Raw genomic sequence first — 17,026 nt, 5'->3', positions numbered from 1 at the left:
TCACCCCACGTTTAATCTTAAAGCTTTTAATACCGCAAGCGGCACCAGCGCTGCCGCCAGACACAACATGGCCGCTAATACGGCCAATTGTGCCGAATAGTCCAGTCCCAGCGTGGCATTGTCCACAGCGGCACTGGCAAAAATCAGCAGCGGAATATACAAAGGTAAAATCAGTAAGGCCAGCAGAATTCCGCCTTTATCGGCAGATAAAGTAAGGGCTGCGCCAAGTGCCGCCAGCAAATTTAATAACGGTGTGCCCAGCAGCAAACTCAGCACTATCGCCTGCCAGGCTGCAGTACTCAGGCCAAGCAATAAGGCAATCAGCGGTGATATCAATAACAGCGGTAAGGCGGTGCTGCACCAGCTGCTGCTGATTTTGGCCAGCACATAAGGAAATAACGGGTCTCTTGCCGCCACCAGCTGCTCCAGCGTGCCCTGGCGAAAATCTTCTTTAAACAAGCGTTCAGCGCCCAAAAGCACACTCAAAAGTGCTGCTATCCAGACAATACCGGGCGCAATTTCGGCCAGCAAATTAGGTTTAGCGCCCACACCCAGCGGAAATAAGGTGAGGACTATGACAAAAAACATCAATGGATTCAGCCAGTCGGCCTTTTGTCTTGCGAGTAAGCGCCATTCACGCACAAAAGCTGCTTTAAACATTACCATCGGTAAACCAGCTCCAGAGTGCGGCTTTGTGGGAATTGTTGTTCCATGGCCTGGTGAGTGGTCAGAATAATAGCGCCGCCTTGCTCAAGATGTTGTTTAAACCGTTGTTGCAAAAGTTTGATGGCACCTTGGTCCAGCGCGGTAAAAGGCTCGTCTAAAATCCAGAGTTTGGCCTGGGTTAACCACAAACGCGCTAAAGACACACGACGCTGCTGGCCTGCCGACATCATCTGGCAGGGAATATCTTCAAGGCCAGCCAAACCAAGGGTTGCCAGCACTGCATAATAATCGGTGTTTTTCAGCGCAAATGCCGCCTGCCAGAATTCCAGGTTTTCCAGAGCGGTGAGCTGGGGCTGCACTCCACTTAAATGGCCGATATAACACAAGGAACTGGCAAAGTCGCTTTGTGACGTGCTGTTTGACGAAGGGTCAGATAACGGCTTGCCACACCACAACACCTGCCCTTCATCAGGCGTGGCTAAACCCGCCAGAATTCGCAACAAACTGCTTTTACCGGCGCCGTTTTTACCGCTGATATGCAATAACTCGCCGGCTGCGAGCTCAAGGTCAACAGCATCAAACAGCACCCGGTCTTGCCGGACACAACAGAGGGCGAAAGCAGTTAATAAGTTTGTCGACACCAGAGAAACAGCCATCAAAAAAAACAGCGCGCATCTTAACATATTGGCGTTAGAATACGCATGCGCTATAACCTTGATAGCCGCTTAAACAGCCAAAATTATGAACCAGATCAATCTTGATTCTCTGTTGCACATCGGCAGCAGCCAGCCATCAACCACAAGCACTGCTGCGCTGGCACCGCTGAAGTTAAGCCCGGACACTCTGTATCAGGGGTTGCTGAATATTGGCCGTGATGGCAGCAGTCAATTACAAATGAGCACAGCACAAGGCCCGGTGCAGATTAAGTTAAGTCCGGAGCAAACCCGCTTGTTGCAATCAGGCTTACAACAAACAAGCGCCACAACTTTAGCAAACACTGCTATTACAGCTCAGACTCAGACAAGCGCTCATCCACGGCAGCCAGGCCAGCCATCAGGCACCATCAATCTTGAGCTGGCGCTTAAGCAGCTGCCATCGGGCCAGCTGCAGCTGCAGGTACAGACCAGCGCCAATCCGCCGGCGGCCGTCAGCTTCAGTAGCGCTGCGCTGGTCAAACTACTAGGCGCACCAGAGCACAGCAATCAATTGCAATTGGAAGTGCAGTTAAGCCGCAGCGGCGAAAAATTGTTGTTACAACTGCCAAATCAGCGCCAGCTGCAATTGCCCTTGAGTTTTTTGCCACAAAGCAATCAATGGCCACAGCAATTTCAAACCAAAGCCTTGCTGGTGCTAGACGCCAGCACTGCGCAGCTACAGATCAAACTAAAACCCGACGCCGCTTTAGCTGCCCCGCTGAAAAACTCAGCTGCGGAAGCGGCAAAAACTGCCGAACAAAACAGCAGCACAACTCAGACCAAAACCCAGACCGGTACTGGCACCGGCACAATACAGGGTGTATATGAAGGCAGAACAGCAACAAAATTTGAAAATGCACCAGCAACCAACACTTTGCCAGCCGCAGCTTTTAGCGATAAAACAGTCACCCTGAGCAAGGCGCAGAGCCGTGAACTAATGCCGTTACTTGCCAAAGCACTGCAACCTGCGCTGCTTGCATCCGACAACAAAGCAGCTTCAGACAACAAAGCATTACAACAATGGCTAAACAATCAGTTAAGCGCAGCACAACAGACCACGGCCAGACAAATCCCCACTCAGTTGCAACAAGGCGCCGACTGGCAGTTAAGCCCGTCCAGCCAAAAAGCCGCGCCGCAACAATGGCAATTACAGGTGAACCCAACACCACAAAAAGGCGCAGTGCTGGAGCTTGGCCCACAACAGCTGAACCGGCCACTGATTTGGCAGGCTGCACCTGCCGATAGCCCGCAGAAAACACCGGTCGATATAAACCAGCTGTGGCGGCAATGGCTGCCACTGTCCAGTGCCAAAGCCGATCCACTGCGGGTGTTGCCGGAGTTGCCGGCGGCGCTCAGCGCTGTATTTACCGAGCTTAAAGCACAAAGCCTGGATGCAGCCAAGCCGGTACAAAGCAGCCAGTTGCTGACACAGTTAACAGCAGCGCTGCAATTTAACCCGCTACAGCCAACGCCTGCCAATCTGGCCAGCAGCAGTGCCGGCACCCTGGCCGTTGCACTGCAACTGTTATTGGGAAGGCTGGCAGGCGCGAGCACCACAGAGCCCAAAACCCCGGTGGCGGCCAAGCTGCAGCAGCTGATAGGCCAGCTTGATAACACACAAAGCAGTAATTTGCTCAGGCAGCTATCGAGCCATGCCAGCACACTGCAGGGATCACAACTGGCATCGGTAGAGCAGCAGCAACAACCGCAGCAGCACCAGCAACTTTTTATTCAGCTGCCGCTACAACAGGCGGGTGACAGCCGTTTTGCCGAACTTGCCATCAGTGAGCGCGAAGCTGATGGAAAAAACGGCGGCGGTAAAACCAGGCAATGGCAACTGACGATGAAATTTGATCTGGCCGAACTTGGCCCCTTGTTGGTGCAGGTAAGGTTAACGGGTCAGGACGTTAGCCTGCAGTTTTATGCTGAGCAGGAAAAAGTCGTAAATACAGCCCAGCAGTTTTTGCCGCTGTTTAAAGACCGGCTGAAACTACAGGGGCTCAGTGTCAGTGAAGCTCAGTGTCAACTGGGGAAAATTCCGCCGCAGCTGTATCAGCGCAGCAATAGTTTATTGGCCGTAAAGGTGTAGAAAGAGAAAAGTGTAGCGAAAACAAGGTGTAGCCATGAGCAAAACCAATCAGGACAAAGCGGCCATTGCGCTGCACTACGACGGTAAAACGCCGGGCAAAGCGCCAACCATTATTGCCAAAGGCCATGGTGATTTAGCCGATGAAATTATTCAGCTCGCCAAAGAACACGGCATTTTAGTGCATGAAGATGAAGAGCTGACCAAGCTGCTCAAACAAATGGAGCTGGGCGACCAAATTCCAAAGGAGCTGTATTTATTGATTGCGGAGCTGATTGCTTTTTCTTATGTACTGCAGGGGAAATTTCCGGAGCATTGGGAAAACATTCACGAACGTATTGATCTCAAAACCTGATGTACTGACATCAGCTGTGCGTCGCTGTTGTCACAGCCTCACTTTTAATCCCGATTTTAATTACACCCACCTGCTGTTCGAAAAATAAATTTACTGTCAGATTGGCGACTTAGCCACCATTTCCACTGGTCGGAGATCTGCAAAGCGTTTTTCTTCGTCTAACCTGATAAGTCTTAATTGAATATCAACTGAATGAGGTGCGCTGATGAACGTACAGGATCTGAAACTCGGCATGTTGTGTCAAAGCAAAAAAGGTGTGGGTGTGGTCAGCTGGATAGACGCGCAGGACAGAGCTGTGTATTTATCTGATTTACACGACAACAACAAACATTTTGCAGTGAGTTTTGAAGAGCTGCAGGACGAACCTCAAATTCATCAAACCACTGATATTTATTATTAATGTACACATCCACCATAAAAAAACGCCTGCAGTTGCAGGCGTTTTTTTATGCTGAAGCAAAGCAGCCCGTTACACCCGGGTTCGCTTTTTGCCTTTAAACGCAGGTTTGGCCGGACGGGCCGGTTTGTCTGCCTGTGGCTTTTTCTCTGCTTTTGGCGCTTTTTCCGGGTTTTTCAGTGCAATCTGATGTTTACGCACTGCCCTTTTAATAGATGCCATACGACGGCGGCGCTCGTCTTTGTCTTCAGGTTTGGCCAAAGACTCAGTTTCATAATCCATATGCACCAGCTTACGCAGGTAGTTCACCTCTTCCAGCGCATATTCAGTGTAACCACCGGCCGGAAGATGTTTTGGTAATAACAAATCGCCATAACGCACCCGAATTAACCGGTTGACCACAGCGCCCTGTGATTCCCACATCCGGCGCACTTCACGGTTGCGGCCTTCGGTCAGGGTCACGTTAAACCACTTGTTAATGCCTTCGCCACCACTGGCTTTAATCTTTTTAAAAGCGGCTTTACCGTCTTCGAGCTCAACACCGGTGCGCAGTTTTTGGATCATCGCATCTGTTACTTCACCAAACACCCGCACCGCGTATTCACGCTCAACTTCAAATTTCGGGTGCATTAAGCGGTTGGCCAGTTCGCCGTCCGTGGTAAACAACAACAAACCTGAGGTATTGATATCGAGACGGCCTATCGCAACCCAGCGGGAACCGCGGATTTTTGGCAGACGGTCAAATACCGTTGGCCGTCCTTCAGGGTCAGTGCGCGAACAAATTTCACCTTCAGGTTTATGGTAGGCAATAACACGGCAGATTTGTTCGGCTTCAGCGGCCAGTTTGACCGGATGACCATCTACCCGCACTATTTGCGTTGGGATCACCCTGTCACCGAGCTGCGCCACCTTGCCATCGATAGTGACACGGCCTGCGCTTATCCAGCTTTCCATTTCGCGGCGTGAACCTACACCGGAACGGGCCAGCACTTTTTGTAACTTTTCACTCATGATGTCTCCTCAGTCATCGCGACTGTGTTTAATAAAGCAGCGCTGTCGAGCGTCATAGCTGCCTGTGCAGAAAATTCAGTTAAAGCCGGCAATGCAGCAAGCGACTTTAAGCCAAAGTAGTTTAAAAATTCCGCTGTGGTGGCATATAAACCGGGTCGTCCCGGCACGTCTTTATGCCCCACCACTTTCACCCAACCGCGGTCGAGCAAGGTACGGATGATCTGACTACTCACAGTCACACCACGCACTGCTTCAATTTCACCTCGGGTGATAGGTTGACGATAGGCAATCAGCGCCAGAGTTTCCAGTACAGCACGGGAATAACGGGGTGACCGTTCAGGCCAGAGTCTGGCAAGATAGTCGCTCCATTCACTTTTGGTCTGAAAACGATAGCCTGTTGCCGTTTCCACCAGTTCAATACCACGGCCCTGATAATCCTGTTGCAACTGCTTTAATGCATCCGCCAGCCGTTTTTTTGACAGCTGAAAATCGGCCAGCACAGTGGCAGTTAAATCTTCCGTGGTTAATGGCCTTTCGCTGGCAAACAAAGTTGCTTCCAGTAATTGCAATAATTGACTGTCATTAATTTTGCTGGCCAATAGAACATCCTGTGGGAGTGATCGGGCGGGAAAACGCCGCCATTATGCCAATTTCAGATGGATCTGACCATAGGCTTGCACCTGTGTCAGTTGCACCAGTTTTTCTTTGGTGAGCTCTAAAATGGCTAAAAAACTCACCACCACCCCGGCTCTGCCTTCTTCTAATTGAAAACACTGCTCAAACAGCAAATAACCTTGTTTTTCTTTGAGCAGCTGTAAAATCTGACTCATGCGCTCGCGGGTGGATAATTTTTCTTTGGCAATATGATGATGCTGAAAATCTTTTACTCTTTTCGCCACATCGGCCAAAGCCGACACTAAGTCGGCCAGCGACACTTCGGGCAAAATCACTAAAGGGGCGAAATTATCGGCAAGTTCAGCCTGCACTTTAAAAAAGTCGCGCTCTTCCCGCGGTAGTGCATCTAAATCTGTAGCGGCCTGTTTAAACTGCTCGTATTCCTGCAGACGGCGAATCAGCTCTGCCCTGGGGTCAGCTTCCTCTGCGTTCTGATGGGCATGCACCGGCAATAACAAACGTGATTTTATTTCCGCCAGCATAGCCGCCATCACCAGATATTCAGCCGCCAGCTCAAAATTCATGCCCTGCATTAGTTCAATATATTCAATATATTGCTGCGTAATTTCATTAACCGGCAAATCAACAATATCAAACTTGTTCTTGCGAATGAGATACAACAGAAAATCCAGCGGGCCTTCAAAAGCCTCCAGCAGCACCTCCAGTGCATCAGGCGGAATATATAAATCTTCCGGACGCTCCAGCACAGCTTCGCCACGCACAAATGCCAAAGGCAGCGGTGGCTGAATGGTTAAAGGCGTTAATTCAGCCGGTGGCAAAGCGGCTGATTCGGCTGGCTCTGGTTGTGGTTCTGTTACATCAGCCACTTGTTGTGCTCAGCAGATTATAAAAAAGGCGCAACAGGGCCTGCGCCCTCACGCACTATCACAGCTACATCGTCGGATAAATCCACCACTGTGGTTGGATTACCAGGCAATACACCACCGTGCATAATTAAATCAACCTGCCGCTCGAGCTGATCGCGTAAATCCTCAGGATCAGACTCGGTAAATTCCTGGCCCGGCAGAATTAAACTGCTCGACATTAACGGCTCACCCAATTCTTCCAGCAATGCCAGCGCTATTTTGTGATCAGGAATGCGCAAACCGACGGTTTTTTTCTTTTCGTTTAATAAACGTTTTGGCACTTCTTTGGTGCCGCGCAAAATAAAAGTATAAGCGCCAGGGGTGTTGTTTTTAATCAGCCGGAAGGCTGTGTTTTCCACTTTGGCATAAATAGACAATTCGGATAAATCGCGGCACATCAGGGTTAAATGATGGTCACCACTGATCTGGCGGATTTGTAAAATACGCTCCATCGCCGCTTTATCACCAATATGACAACCCAGTGCATAACCGCTGTCGGTTGGGTACACCACAACCCCACCCTGTTTAATAATATGCACTGCTTGTTTAATTAAACGTTGTTGGGGTGTTTCCGGATGCACATAAAAAAACTGACTCATAAAACTCCCTGTCAGCACCATCCAAAAGTTGTGAATGTTGCTGTTTTAAATGTTCGTCACGCTGGACTTTTTTCGGTTTTATTAGCAATAGCAAGGATTTAGCTAATATTCAAGCCAGCTGTTATTGCGGCAAAGGCAAAAATTCTTCAGCGGTTTCATCGATATTGATGTCAGTTGCAAGCTCAGCATCGGCCAGGGCATGACCCAAGGTTTTCAACTGCCAGTCTTGCCAGATGGGAATAATATCGTCGGTCATATATAAACCCCGACCCAGTTCATTCCACTGCGTTGGCTGATGGAAATCTGAGCCGACTGAAGCTTTGAGTTCAAACAACTGGCAAAGCCGCCAAATTTCGCGTTTTTGCACCGGCGTTTGCTGCGGCGACGCCACTTCAGCAGCATCACCGCCAGCCAAAGCAAATTCGCGCATCAGTTTTGTCAGCCACTTGCCATTGAGATTGTATTTTAAAGGATGCGCCAGCACTGCCACGCCACCGGCGTCGTGGATCCACTTTACTGCTGTGGCTAAATCCACCCAGTTATTCGGCACATAACCAGCTTTGCCACGCGCCAGATATTTTTTAAACACATTATTCATTGAACTGGCTTTGCCAATATTCACCAGATGGCGGGCAAAATGGGTGCGGGTCAATGCTGCGCCATTGGCGAGCTCCAGCACGGCTGGTAGACAATCCGGCACCTGAAATTTGGTTAAACGCCTGGCCATTTCAGTGGCGCGCTCCAGCCGGAGTTGTTGCTGGCTTTGTAACCTAAGCAACAATTCGCTGTCATTTGGGTTGATGTGCAAACCGACAATATGAATTTCAAATTCGTACCATGAGGTGGAGATTTCCACACCATCAATCAGCTGCAGCGGCAGTTGCTGCGAAGCAATATGTGCAGCAGCTGTCGCCAGGCCAGCCACAGTGTCATGATCGGTAATGGCCAGCACATTTATTTTTTGCGCAACAGCGCGCTCCACTAAATCTTGTGGGCTTAAAATGCCGTCGGAGCAAAAAGTGTGGCTGTGTAAATCTATTTTCATATTGAGTCTCGATTAAAACGGCCGCCATTGTGCCACAAAAGCAGCCTGAACAGCGTCATAAATAGTACCTCAGCAAGCATCATCAGTTTGTTGGCAACATCAAGTGCCCCCCGCAGTTGTTGCCGGATAAGCCGCAAAGCAGAGCCGTCCAGACTTTTATACGTTTTATTTTGTTTTTATGCCAAATCCAGCTTGACGAAACCTAAGCTTATGCGGTTTGATAGGGGCAGACTTTTACAGGGTGTACTTCAGTATGATGTTACAAACAACCTTAACCAACTGGTGGTGGCATACTCCTTAACGGGCGTGTGTTGGTGTTGTTTACCCTGAATAAACCCCAAGAGCCCGTTTTCAGCAAACGGGCTTTTTTTTTGATGTTAAAACGATAAACGAAATAAATTAGGATTAAAAACATGAGCTTAGTAGCGTTAATTTCCTGGCGATGGTGGCAATTTTCAGTTGGGGGCACAGGCCCTGCTTTGGACTATTGTAATTAACAGCCATTGATCCTTGCGGTACCAGCCGCGGATCAGCCCGCCACAGCGGGTTTTGTAAGGAAAGACCATGATTTTCAGCCATATCACCCAACAAGCCGGCCAGGTGGCCAGCATTAGCCAGACAGTGCCTTATCAGGCCGACCCGCTGGCCTGTTACCAGCATTTAGCAGGGCAAAGCCGATATTCATTGCTGCTTGAATCTGCCGAAATTGACAGCAAAGACAATCTTAAAAGCCTGATGTTACTGGATGCCGCGCTGCGTATTGAATGTAACGGCGGGCAAGTGACAGTTGAGGCCATTACCGACAACGGCAAACTGCTGCTGCCCTTTTTACACCACAAGTTACAAGGCAAAGCCAGCTTACGTCTGGCCGACGATGCTTCTGCGCTGATTTGCCAGTTTAACCGCCCTGACCCGTTGCTGGATGAAGACAGCAAACTCATCGCTGCTAACCCTTTTGATGTTTTGCGGGTTTTGCAGCACGAACTGTTTAGCCACAGCAATGAGCCTTTTGCCATCTTTTTAGGCGGTGTCATTGGTTATGACATGGTGGCCACTGTGGAGCAGCTGCCCGAAGTGCCAACAGGTGATAACCGCTGCCCGGATTATTTATTTTATGTGGCTGAAACCTTGTTAGTGCTGGACCATCAGGCACAACAAAGCCGCTTAATTGGCAATATTTTTTGTGGTGAAGGCGCCATGGCCAATTGTTTTGTGGTGGGTAACAGGCTGGAGCAACTGAGCCAGATGCTGACAGAGCAAAACACTGCCGCAGCACAAAACAAAACCCCGGACCTGTTGCAGCACCAGTTACAACAAACTTCGGCGGTCAAAGTGGATATCGACGATGCCGCTTTTATTGCTCAGGTAGAAAACCTGAAAGAAAACATCGTTGCAGGTGATGTGTTTCAGGTGGTGCCAAGCCGCTGTTTTAGCTTGCCTTGTGCTAATCCGCTTGCCGCTTACGCCAAACTGAAACAACAAAATCCCAGCCCTTATATGTTTTTCCTGCGTGACCGCGAATTTATCCTCTTTGGTGCCTCGCCAGAGTCTGCGCTGAAATTTGATGCCCAAAGCCGTCAGGTGGAAATTTACCCTATCGCCGGCACCAGACGCCGTGGTTTTAATGCACAAGGCCAGATTGACCGCGATTTAGACAGCCGCATTGAGCTGGAGCTCAGGCAAGACGATAAAGAAAAAGCTGAACATTTAATGCTGGTGGATTTAGCCCGTAACGACGTGGCGCGGATCAGTGTACCAGGCAGCCGTTATGTCAAAGAGCTATTGAAAGTCGACCGTTATTCTTATGTGATGCATTTGGTGTCCAGAGTAGTAGGCACTTTAAAACCACAGCTGGATGCACTGCACGCTTATCAGGCCTGTATGAATATGGGTACTTTAGTGGGAGCGCCCAAAGTGCGGGCGGCGGAGCTTATCCGGCAAGTAGAAGGCAAACGCCGTGGCAGTTATGGCGGTGCTGTAGGTTATTTATCCGGTAACGGCGATTTTGACAGCTGTATTGTGATTCGCAGTGCCTACGTTGAAGCGGGCACCGCTTATATTCAGGCCGGCGCCGGTGTGGTTTACGACTCCATCGCCAAAGCCGAAGCCGACGAAACCCGCAGTAAAGCCCAGGCGGTCGTGACCGCAATTCTGGCTGCCGGAGGTGCACAATGAGTACAGCAACAATGGCCAGCAAAACCATCGTCTATCTGCTGGATAACAAAGACTCTTTTACCTACAACCTGGTGGATGAACTGGCGCAGCTTCATTGTGAATTAAAGCTGTACCGTAATACGGTACCGGCTGAGTTTATTTTTGCCAAAATGCAGCAAGACGCCAAAACCAACAAAGTACTGTTGTTATTGTCCCCTGGCCCAGGCGCGCCGTCCGAAGCCGGTTCTATGCCAGAGCTGATTCAGCTTTGCGCCGGTGTGTTCCCGATGCTTGGCATTTGCCTGGGTCATCAGGCGCTGGTGGAGCATTATGGTGGCACCGTTGGGCGTGCCGGTGAAACTGTACATGGTAAAACCTCCCTGATTGAGCTTAACGAACACCCGGTGTTTGATAACCTGCCAAGGCCTTTTGCGGTGGCACGTTATCACTCATTAATGGCCACTCAGGTCCCAGACAGCCTGCAGGTGATTGCACGCTATCAGCATATTCCGATGGCCATTTTCCATGCAGAGCACAAGGTACTGGGGTTTCAGTTTCATCCGGAGTCGATTTTAACGACTATGGGTAAACCTTTATTGGCGCAAAGCCTGGCTTATCTGGGAGGTGGCGAATGACAGCGATCACTCAAGCGCCAGCCCAGACTCAGGCTACAGCAGTGGAAAACAACTTTAACGCCCAGCCCTTTTTGCACCAGCTGCTGGCTGGCGAAGCGCTGACACAAGCCCAAAGTGAAGCCTTTTTTGCTGCAGTAGCCGCTGGTTTAGTGGAGCCTGTACTGTTATCGGCAGTGCTGGTAGCGCTTAAACTCAAAGGCGAAACGGCCGACGAAATTGCTGGTGCAGCTCTGGCCTTTCGAGCCGCTGCAACCGCCTTGCCGCTGACTAACACCCAGAGTATTGACTGCTGCGGCACAGGCGGTGATGGTAGCAACACTATTAATATCTCTACCACAGCCGCTATTGTCGCTGCTGCTATGGGCCTTGTCGTCAGCAAACACGGCAACCGCAGTGTGTCATCGCAAAGTGGTTCGGCCGATTTATTTGAAAAACTTGGCGTGAATATTCAGATGAGCCCGCAGCAAGCAGCCACTGCTTTGGATAAAGCCGGTGTCAGCTTTTTATTTGCACCCTTGTATCACCCGGGCATCCGCCATGCCATGCCGGTACGCACAGCCCTTAAAACCCGCACTTTATTTAACCTGCTGGGGCCTTTACTAAACCCTGCCGCACCGGATTTTCAGCTGCTTGGCGTGTACGACGCCAAACTGTGCAAAGTGATGGCACAAGCGCTTAAACAGCTGGGCGTTAAACGCGCCTGGGTGGTGCATGGCGCCGGTTGTGATGAAATTGCTTTGCATGGTGTGACTCAGGTGTGTGAAGTGCGTGATGGCGAGCTTTTTGAATTTAGCTTAACAGCAGCAGATTTTGGCCTGGCGCCACAACCACTCAGTGCACTCAAAGGCGGTGACCCAAGCCATAACGCTGCGGCCAGCCTGGCCATTTTACAGGGTTCAGCACCAGAGGCGCATCAGGCCGCTATTGCCGCCAATGTGGCCGCAATGCTGAAAATTTGTGGCCGGGGCGAAGATTTAGCCGCCAATTGCCAGCAAGTTTTAGCACTTTTACAAACAGACGCAGCCATGCGACCCCTAGCGTTGTTACAGGAGGCCAGTTATGGCTAACGTGTTAAAAAATATTATTGCCCACAAAAGGTTAGAAGTCAGTGAGCGCAAAATCAGTCAGCCGCTTGCGACTTTTATGAGCGAGGTAAAACCAACATCCCGCAGCTTTTTACAGGCGCTGTTACAGCCAGGAGCCCGTTTTATTCTGGAATGTAAAAAAGCCTCACCTTCCAAAGGTTTAATTCGTGCCAATTTTGATTTAGACGAAATTGCCGCTGTGTATGGCAAATACGCGGATTGTATTTCGGTACTGACCGACGAAAAGTTTTTTCAGGGCAGTTACAGCTATTTTGCCAGCATGCGGCAAAAAGTCAGCCAGCCGCTTTTGCACAAAGATTTTATTATCGACCCGTATCAGATTTATTTAGGCCGGTTTTATGGTGCCGATGCAGTGCTGCTGATGTTGTCGGTGTTATCAGACGAGGAATACCAGAGCCTGGCCAAAGTTGCGCACGAGCTTGGCATGACGGTGCTGACGGAAGTCAGTAATGAAGAAGAAACCTTGCGTGCTGTGGCACTCAAAGCTGAGCTCATTGGCATTAATAACCGCGACTTACGCACTTTAACCACCAACTTAGACACCAGTTTCCGCCTTGCCAGGCTGATCCCGCCCGGTACCCCTGTCGTATCTGAATCCGGTATTTATTTTAATCCTCAGGTGCGAAAGCTGCGTAAAGTGGCCAAAGCCTTTTTGGTCGGCAGCGCCTTAATGGCTGAGCCGGACCTGGAAAACGCGGTGCGTGCTTTGGTGCTTGGCACGCACAAAGTCTGTGGTTTAACCAATGCACAACAGGCAAAAACTGCATATCAGGCCGGTGCTTATTATGGCGGACTGATTTTTTATCCGGCCTCGCCCCGTGCTGTAACTCTGGCACAGGCGGCCGCTATAGTTGCGGCGGCGCCACTGAATTTTGTTGGTGTTTTTGTCACTGAAAGCATCGAACAAGTGGCGCTGATTGCCAAAGAGCTGCAGTTAAGCGCGGTGCAACTGCATGGTGATGAAGATGACGATTACCTGCGCGCGCTTCGCACTTTATTACCGGCGCACACCGCCATCTGGAAAGCCTATAGAGTAAAAGACAAACTGCCGGTGTTTAGCCAGCTTGCCGACAAAATAGTGCTGGACAGTTACCAGCAGGGATTACCAGGTGGCACCGGGGTTCGTTTTGACTGGGCGCTGCTGCAACAGCAGTTCGCACAGGATTTTGACAACAAACTGCTGCTGGCCGGTGGTTTAAGCCCGGACAATGTGGCAGAAGCCCTGCCCTTGCCGGTTGCCGGCCTTGATATGAACTCAGGCCTGGAGAGCGCCCCTGGCGTCAAAGATCCGGCCAAAATTGCCATTGCTTTTCAACAGATCAGAGAATTCAGTTATGACTAAGCCTTTATTAAACCCTTATTTTGGTGAATACGGCGGTATGTTTGTACCGCAATTATTGGTACCGGCGCTGCGTCAGCTGGAGCAGGCTTTTGTTGATGCGCAAAAGGATCCGGCATTTTTAGCTGAATTCCAGCATTTGCTAACCCATTACGCCGGCCGGCCGACACCGCTGACTTTATGCCGCAATATCAGTCCCAATCCGCTGGTGAAAATTTATTTAAAACGCGAAGATTTATTACATGGCGGCGCGCATAAAACCAATCAGGTGCTGGGTCAGGCGCTTTTGGCAAAACGCATGGGCAAAAAAGACATCATCGCCGAAACCGGCGCAGGTCAGCATGGTGTGGCCACTGCTTTAGCCTGCGCCTTGTTAGGCCTTAACTGCAAAATTTATATGGGCGCCAAAGATATTGAACGTCAGGCACCCAATGTGTTCCGGATGAAACTGATGGGCGCCACTGTGATTCCGGTTACCGCTGGCTCAGGCACATTAAAAGATGCAGTAAACGAAGCCATGCGCGACTGGTCGGCCAGTTATGCCACCAGCCATTATCTGCTCGGCACCGCGGCCGGCCCGCATCCATTCCCGACCATAGTGCGCGAATTTCAGAAGATGATTGGCGAAGAAGCCAAACAACAAATTCTGCGAGCTGAAGGCAAATTGCCGGATGCAGTGCTAGCTTGTGTTGGTGGTGGCTCCAACGCTATCGGCATGTTTGCCGATTTTATTCCGCACGAAGAAGTCAAACTGATTGGTGTAGAGCCGGGTGGCATGGGCATCAACACCCATCAGCATGGTGCTGCACTTTCAACCGGTAGTTTTGGTATTTTGCACGGCGCCTATACCGCGATTATGCAAACTCCAGACGGCCAGATTGAAGAGTCTTATTCCATTTCAGCGGGTTTAGATTACCCGGCTGTTGGCCCACAACATACCTATTTAGCCTCTATTGGCCGTGCCCAGTATGTTGCCATTAATGATGATGAAGCTTTGGCGGCCTTTCAGTTGCTGGCTAAAACAGAAGGTATTATTCCGGCACTGGAAAGCTCACACGCTTTGGCCCATGCCTTAAAAATGGCCGAAGCTGCCACAGAGCCTACTGTGCTGTTAGTGAATTTATCCGGCCGGGGGGATAAAGATTTAGGCCATGTGATGGCAGTGCTGGCTGAGCATCAGGCGGCAGATATTGCCCAAAGACAACTGGATGAGCAGGCCGCTGTGCGCCAGCATCAGAGCAAATAAAAGCGTCAGCATCAGAGCAAATAACAGCGCCTGCATCAGAGCAAATAAAGAAAGGATTGAATATGTTACGTTATGATTTGATGTTCAAACGTTTAAAAGAAGCCCGTCAGGGTGCTTTTGTGCCTTTTGTCACTATCGGCGACCCTTCGCTGGAATTGTCTTTTGCCATTATCAAAACGCTGATTGACAACGGCGCTGACGCTTTAGAGCTGGGCATTCCGTTTTCCGACCCTATTGCAGATGGCCCGACCATTCAAAACGCCAATATCCGTGCTTTGGCGGCCGGGGTGACGCCAGCACAATGTTTTGATCTCATTGCCAAAATCCGCGCTTATGATGCCGATATTCCTATTGGTTTATTGCTGTACAGCAACCTGGTGATGGCCCGTGGTATAGAGCATTTTTACCAGCAAGCCAAAACAGCAGGTGTGGATTCAATATTGATTGCCGACGTGCCGCTGCATGAAAGTCAGATGTTCAGAAAGGCAGCGCAGCAACATGATATAGCCCAGATTTTTATCGCACCGCCGAACATCGACAGAGACGGTTTGAATGAACTGGCAAGCTATGGCCGTGGTTACACCTATTTGTTAAGCCGCGCTGGTGTTACAGGTACTGAAACGGCTGCAGCTATGCCGGCGGCACAGTTGGTGCAACAGCTCAAAGACGTTAACGCAGCCCCCACTTTGCTTGGATTTGGTATTTCCAAACCGGAGCATGTGAAAGCCGCCCTGGCCGCTGGCGCCGCCGGTGCTATCTCAGGCTCTGCCATAGTGCAAATCATCGAGCAGCATCAGGGCGAGCCCGCAGTTCTGCTGGCTGAGCTTGCCGGTTTTGTCGCAGCGATGAAAGCGGCAACCCAGGGCTGAATCATTTCAGCTTAAAGGGCAGAACCCCCTTGTCAGGCGATAAAACCGCCTGACGAAAGCCTGATTAGCGGTTAAAATGGCCACTTTTGCAGCAGCGCCCGGGCGCTGCTGACGTTATGGAGTTGCCGGATGTTGTTAAAAATGCCCAAAGCTGCTGTTGTATGCGCCTTGTTGGCCTCTGGGCTCAGCCCGAGTTTTGCGGTGTTGGCTACGGTCAAAAAAGTATCGATTGAACCGGCTTTACACCATAACAGCGACGTGACCCATACTTTGCCTTGTGTGGTGGCTGCCCCTGTCACCCACCGTATTGCCAGCCACGCCAGTGCTGAATTGCTGGAATTGTTGCCGGTGGGCACTTCGGTGAAAAAGGGCCAGCTGGTGGCGCGCCAGGACGATATTTATCTCAATCAACAAATAGAGCTTATCCGCACCGACATTGAATCGGCGCGGGTGGCAAAGGCTTTTGCCGCCGACGAATTTAACCGCGCCGCTATGCTGGGCAAAAAAGGCCTGGCATCTTCGGCGGAAATGAACAAGTTTAAATTACAACTGGACAGCGCCAGCCTGAAAATGCAGCGGCTGGAGCTGGAGCTGAAACTGGCCGAAGCAAGGCATAAAAGACTTAAACACTATGCGCCTTTTGACGCTCAGGTGGTTGCGGTCAATTCAGAACCCGGCGCTCAGCTGGCGGAAGGCCAGCCCATTTTGCAGCTGATGTCGACACAGAACAAACAGCTGGAATGTAAATTGCCAGTGATGGCTTATCAGAATGTGGTGGCACTGAAAGGCCACAGATTCGACTTTAATGGCAAACCTTTAAAATTGCGGGAAGTCAGTCAGCAGCTGGACGCCACCTCAGATAACCTGATTTTATATTTTGACCATCCGGCCAAAGATAAAAGAGACATACTGGTGGGTTATCGTCAGGAAATCACCATGGCAGTGAAGGCCAATAATATTGCCAAGGTGCCGTCTGATGCTATTGAACTCGAAGGCATTACTTACCACAGCTGGCGGGTCAAAGAAAACGGCACTGTTGAAAGGCTGGATGTAGATGTGCTGGGTAGTACCGACAATTATTATATTATTCAGTCAGATATTAAGCCCGGTGATCAGCTGGTGGTCCGTGGTCAGCAAGGGCTGAATAATGGCCAGCGGGTGGAACTGGTGAGCCGCGACTCGCCACCGCCCCCTTAAGCCAGCAAAGAAGCCTGCCCGGATTTCTATTTCGCTGCAAAAACACAAAGAAAAAGCCGCTTTAAAAAGCGGCTTTTTTACGGGC

17 protein-coding genes are annotated in these 17,026 nt (G+C 50.3%); 10 read left to right on the top strand and 7 right to left on the bottom strand.

Annotation, left to right across the window (positions count from 1 at the left end):
- Together ccmB and ccmA are read right to left on the bottom strand one after the other, a co-directional pair.
- On the bottom strand, window positions 1–666 hold the full coding sequence (ccmB, locus tag N3Z11_RS08145) for a heme exporter protein CcmB (protein WP_260656669.1): 666 nt from the start codon (window positions 664–666) through the stop codon (window positions 1–3).
- Window positions 660–1,307 (bottom strand): cytochrome c biogenesis heme-transporting ATPase CcmA, encoded by a 648-nt coding sequence (gene ccmA / locus N3Z11_RS08140; protein ID WP_260656668.1) that lies wholly within the window; start codon window positions 1,305–1,307, stop codon window positions 660–662. The genes ccmB and ccmA overlap by 7 nt, the downstream gene beginning before the upstream one ends.
- A 100-nt stretch (window positions 1,308–1,407) precedes the next feature.
- Here ccmA and N3Z11_RS08135 point away from each other — a divergent pair, with 100 nt between their 5' ends.
- From N3Z11_RS08135 to N3Z11_RS08125, 3 genes are all read left to right on the top strand, one after another.
- Window positions 1,408–3,450: a flagellar hook-length control protein FliK gene (locus N3Z11_RS08135; protein WP_260656667.1), complete on the top strand. Its 2,043-nt coding sequence runs from the start codon at window positions 1,408–1,410 to the stop codon at window positions 3,448–3,450.
- A 34-nt stretch (window positions 3,451–3,484) separates the two neighbouring features.
- Entirely contained in the window at window positions 3,485–3,802 is a 318-nt protein-coding gene (locus N3Z11_RS08130) for an EscU/YscU/HrcU family type III secretion system export apparatus switch protein (RefSeq protein WP_260656666.1), read from the top strand.
- A 205-nt stretch (window positions 3,803–4,007) separates the two neighbouring features.
- Entirely contained in the window at window positions 4,008–4,202 is a 195-nt protein-coding gene (locus N3Z11_RS08125; protein ID WP_260656665.1) for a hypothetical protein, read from the top strand.
- Window positions 4,203–4,271: 69 nt separating this feature from the next.
- Here N3Z11_RS08125 and rluB read toward each other — a convergent pair whose 3' ends face one another.
- The 5 genes from rluB to rnm form a co-directional block, all read right to left on the bottom strand.
- On the bottom strand, window positions 4,272–5,210 hold the full coding sequence (rluB, locus tag N3Z11_RS08120; protein WP_260656664.1) for a 23S rRNA pseudouridine(2605) synthase RluB: 939 nt from the start codon (window positions 5,208–5,210) through the stop codon (window positions 4,272–4,274).
- A complete protein-coding gene (gene scpB / locus N3Z11_RS08115) occupies window positions 5,207–5,809 on the bottom strand; it encodes an SMC-Scp complex subunit ScpB (protein ID WP_260656663.1) in 603 nt (200 codons plus the stop codon). The genes rluB and scpB overlap by 4 nt, the downstream gene beginning before the upstream one ends.
- A gap of 42 nt (window positions 5,810–5,851) precedes the next feature.
- Window positions 5,852–6,664, bottom strand: coding sequence for a ScpA family protein (locus N3Z11_RS08110; RefSeq protein ID WP_260656859.1), 813 nt, complete (start codon window positions 6,662–6,664; stop codon window positions 5,852–5,854).
- 65 nt (window positions 6,665–6,729) lie between these two features.
- Window positions 6,730–7,350 (bottom strand): L-threonylcarbamoyladenylate synthase, encoded by a 621-nt coding sequence (locus tag N3Z11_RS08105; RefSeq protein ID WP_260656662.1) that lies wholly within the window; start codon window positions 7,348–7,350, stop codon window positions 6,730–6,732.
- 121 nt (window positions 7,351–7,471) lie between these two features.
- Window positions 7,472–8,395, bottom strand: coding sequence for an RNase RNM (rnm, locus tag N3Z11_RS08100; RefSeq protein ID WP_260656661.1), 924 nt, complete (start codon window positions 8,393–8,395; stop codon window positions 7,472–7,474).
- Window positions 8,396–8,959: 564 nt separating this feature from the next.
- Here rnm and N3Z11_RS08095 point away from each other — a divergent pair.
- The 7 genes from N3Z11_RS08095 (at window position 8,960) to N3Z11_RS08065 (ending at window position 16,941) form a co-directional block, all read left to right on the top strand.
- On the top strand, window positions 8,960–10,570 hold the full coding sequence (locus N3Z11_RS08095) for an anthranilate synthase component 1 (RefSeq protein ID WP_260656660.1): 1,611 nt from the start codon (window positions 8,960–8,962) through the stop codon (window positions 10,568–10,570).
- Window positions 10,567–11,184, top strand: coding sequence for an aminodeoxychorismate/anthranilate synthase component II (locus N3Z11_RS08090; RefSeq protein WP_260656659.1), 618 nt, complete (start codon window positions 10,567–10,569; stop codon window positions 11,182–11,184). The genes N3Z11_RS08095 and N3Z11_RS08090 overlap by 4 nt, the downstream gene beginning before the upstream one ends.
- Window positions 11,181–12,251, top strand: coding sequence for an anthranilate phosphoribosyltransferase (trpD, locus tag N3Z11_RS08085; protein ID WP_260656658.1), 1,071 nt, complete (start codon window positions 11,181–11,183; stop codon window positions 12,249–12,251). The genes N3Z11_RS08090 and trpD overlap by 4 nt, the downstream gene beginning before the upstream one ends.
- Window positions 12,244–13,632, top strand: coding sequence for a bifunctional indole-3-glycerol-phosphate synthase TrpC/phosphoribosylanthranilate isomerase TrpF (gene trpCF / locus N3Z11_RS08080; RefSeq protein WP_260656657.1), 1,389 nt, complete (start codon window positions 12,244–12,246; stop codon window positions 13,630–13,632). Before trpD ends, trpCF begins: the two co-directional genes overlap by 8 nt.
- Complete coding sequence (gene trpB / locus N3Z11_RS08075; protein ID WP_260656656.1) at window positions 13,625–14,875, top strand: tryptophan synthase subunit beta; 1,251 nt, start codon at window positions 13,625–13,627, stop codon at window positions 14,873–14,875. Before trpCF ends, trpB begins: the two co-directional genes overlap by 8 nt.
- A 62-nt stretch (window positions 14,876–14,937) precedes the next feature.
- On the top strand, window positions 14,938–15,744 hold the full coding sequence (trpA, locus tag N3Z11_RS08070) for a tryptophan synthase subunit alpha (RefSeq protein WP_260656655.1): 807 nt from the start codon (window positions 14,938–14,940) through the stop codon (window positions 15,742–15,744).
- A 129-nt stretch (window positions 15,745–15,873) separates the two neighbouring features.
- Window positions 15,874–16,941 (top strand): efflux RND transporter periplasmic adaptor subunit, encoded by a 1,068-nt coding sequence (locus N3Z11_RS08065; RefSeq protein WP_260656654.1) that lies wholly within the window; start codon window positions 15,874–15,876, stop codon window positions 16,939–16,941.
- Window positions 16,942–17,026: the final 85 nt, after the last annotated feature.

It is taken from the genome of Rheinheimera sp. 4Y26, assembly GCF_025245835.1.
Classification (GTDB): Bacteria; Pseudomonadota; Gammaproteobacteria; order Enterobacterales; family Alteromonadaceae; genus Pararheinheimera.
The sequence above is the reverse complement of the archived record's forward strand: the minus strand, read 5'-3'. Positions and strand labels throughout refer to the sequence as shown.

Coding starts and splice junctions, on each gene's coding strand:
- N3Z11_RS08135 (WP_260656667.1), top strand. CDS start 1,408: ATGAACCAGATCAATCTTGATTCTCTGTTGCACATCGGCAGCAGCCAG.
- trpA (WP_260656655.1), top strand. CDS start 14,938: ATGTTACGTTATGATTTGATGTTCAAACGTTTAAAAGAAGCCCGTCAG.
- N3Z11_RS08130 (WP_260656666.1), top strand. CDS start 3,485: ATGAGCAAAACCAATCAGGACAAAGCGGCCATTGCGCTGCACTACGAC.
- trpCF (WP_260656657.1), top strand. CDS start 12,244: ATGGCTAACGTGTTAAAAAATATTATTGCCCACAAAAGGTTAGAAGTC.
- N3Z11_RS08090 (WP_260656659.1), top strand. CDS start 10,567: ATGAGTACAGCAACAATGGCCAGCAAAACCATCGTCTATCTGCTGGAT.
- trpD (WP_260656658.1), top strand. CDS start 11,181: ATGACAGCGATCACTCAAGCGCCAGCCCAGACTCAGGCTACAGCAGTG.
- trpB (WP_260656656.1), top strand. CDS start 13,625: ATGACTAAGCCTTTATTAAACCCTTATTTTGGTGAATACGGCGGTATG.
- rluB (WP_260656664.1), bottom strand. CDS start 5,210: ATGAGTGAAAAGTTACAAAAAGTGCTGGCCCGTTCCGGTGTAGGTTCA.
- rnm (WP_260656661.1), bottom strand. CDS start 8,395: ATGAAAATAGATTTACACAGCCACACTTTTTGCTCCGACGGCATTTTA.
- N3Z11_RS08105 (WP_260656662.1), bottom strand. CDS start 7,350: ATGAGTCAGTTTTTTTATGTGCATCCGGAAACACCCCAACAACGTTTA.
- N3Z11_RS08125 (WP_260656665.1), top strand. CDS start 4,008: ATGAACGTACAGGATCTGAAACTCGGCATGTTGTGTCAAAGCAAAAAA.
- ccmB (WP_260656669.1), bottom strand. CDS start 666: ATGGTAATGTTTAAAGCAGCTTTTGTGCGTGAATGGCGCTTACTCGCA.
- N3Z11_RS08065 (WP_260656654.1), top strand. CDS start 15,874: ATGTTGTTAAAAATGCCCAAAGCTGCTGTTGTATGCGCCTTGTTGGCC.
- N3Z11_RS08095 (WP_260656660.1), top strand. CDS start 8,960: ATGATTTTCAGCCATATCACCCAACAAGCCGGCCAGGTGGCCAGCATT.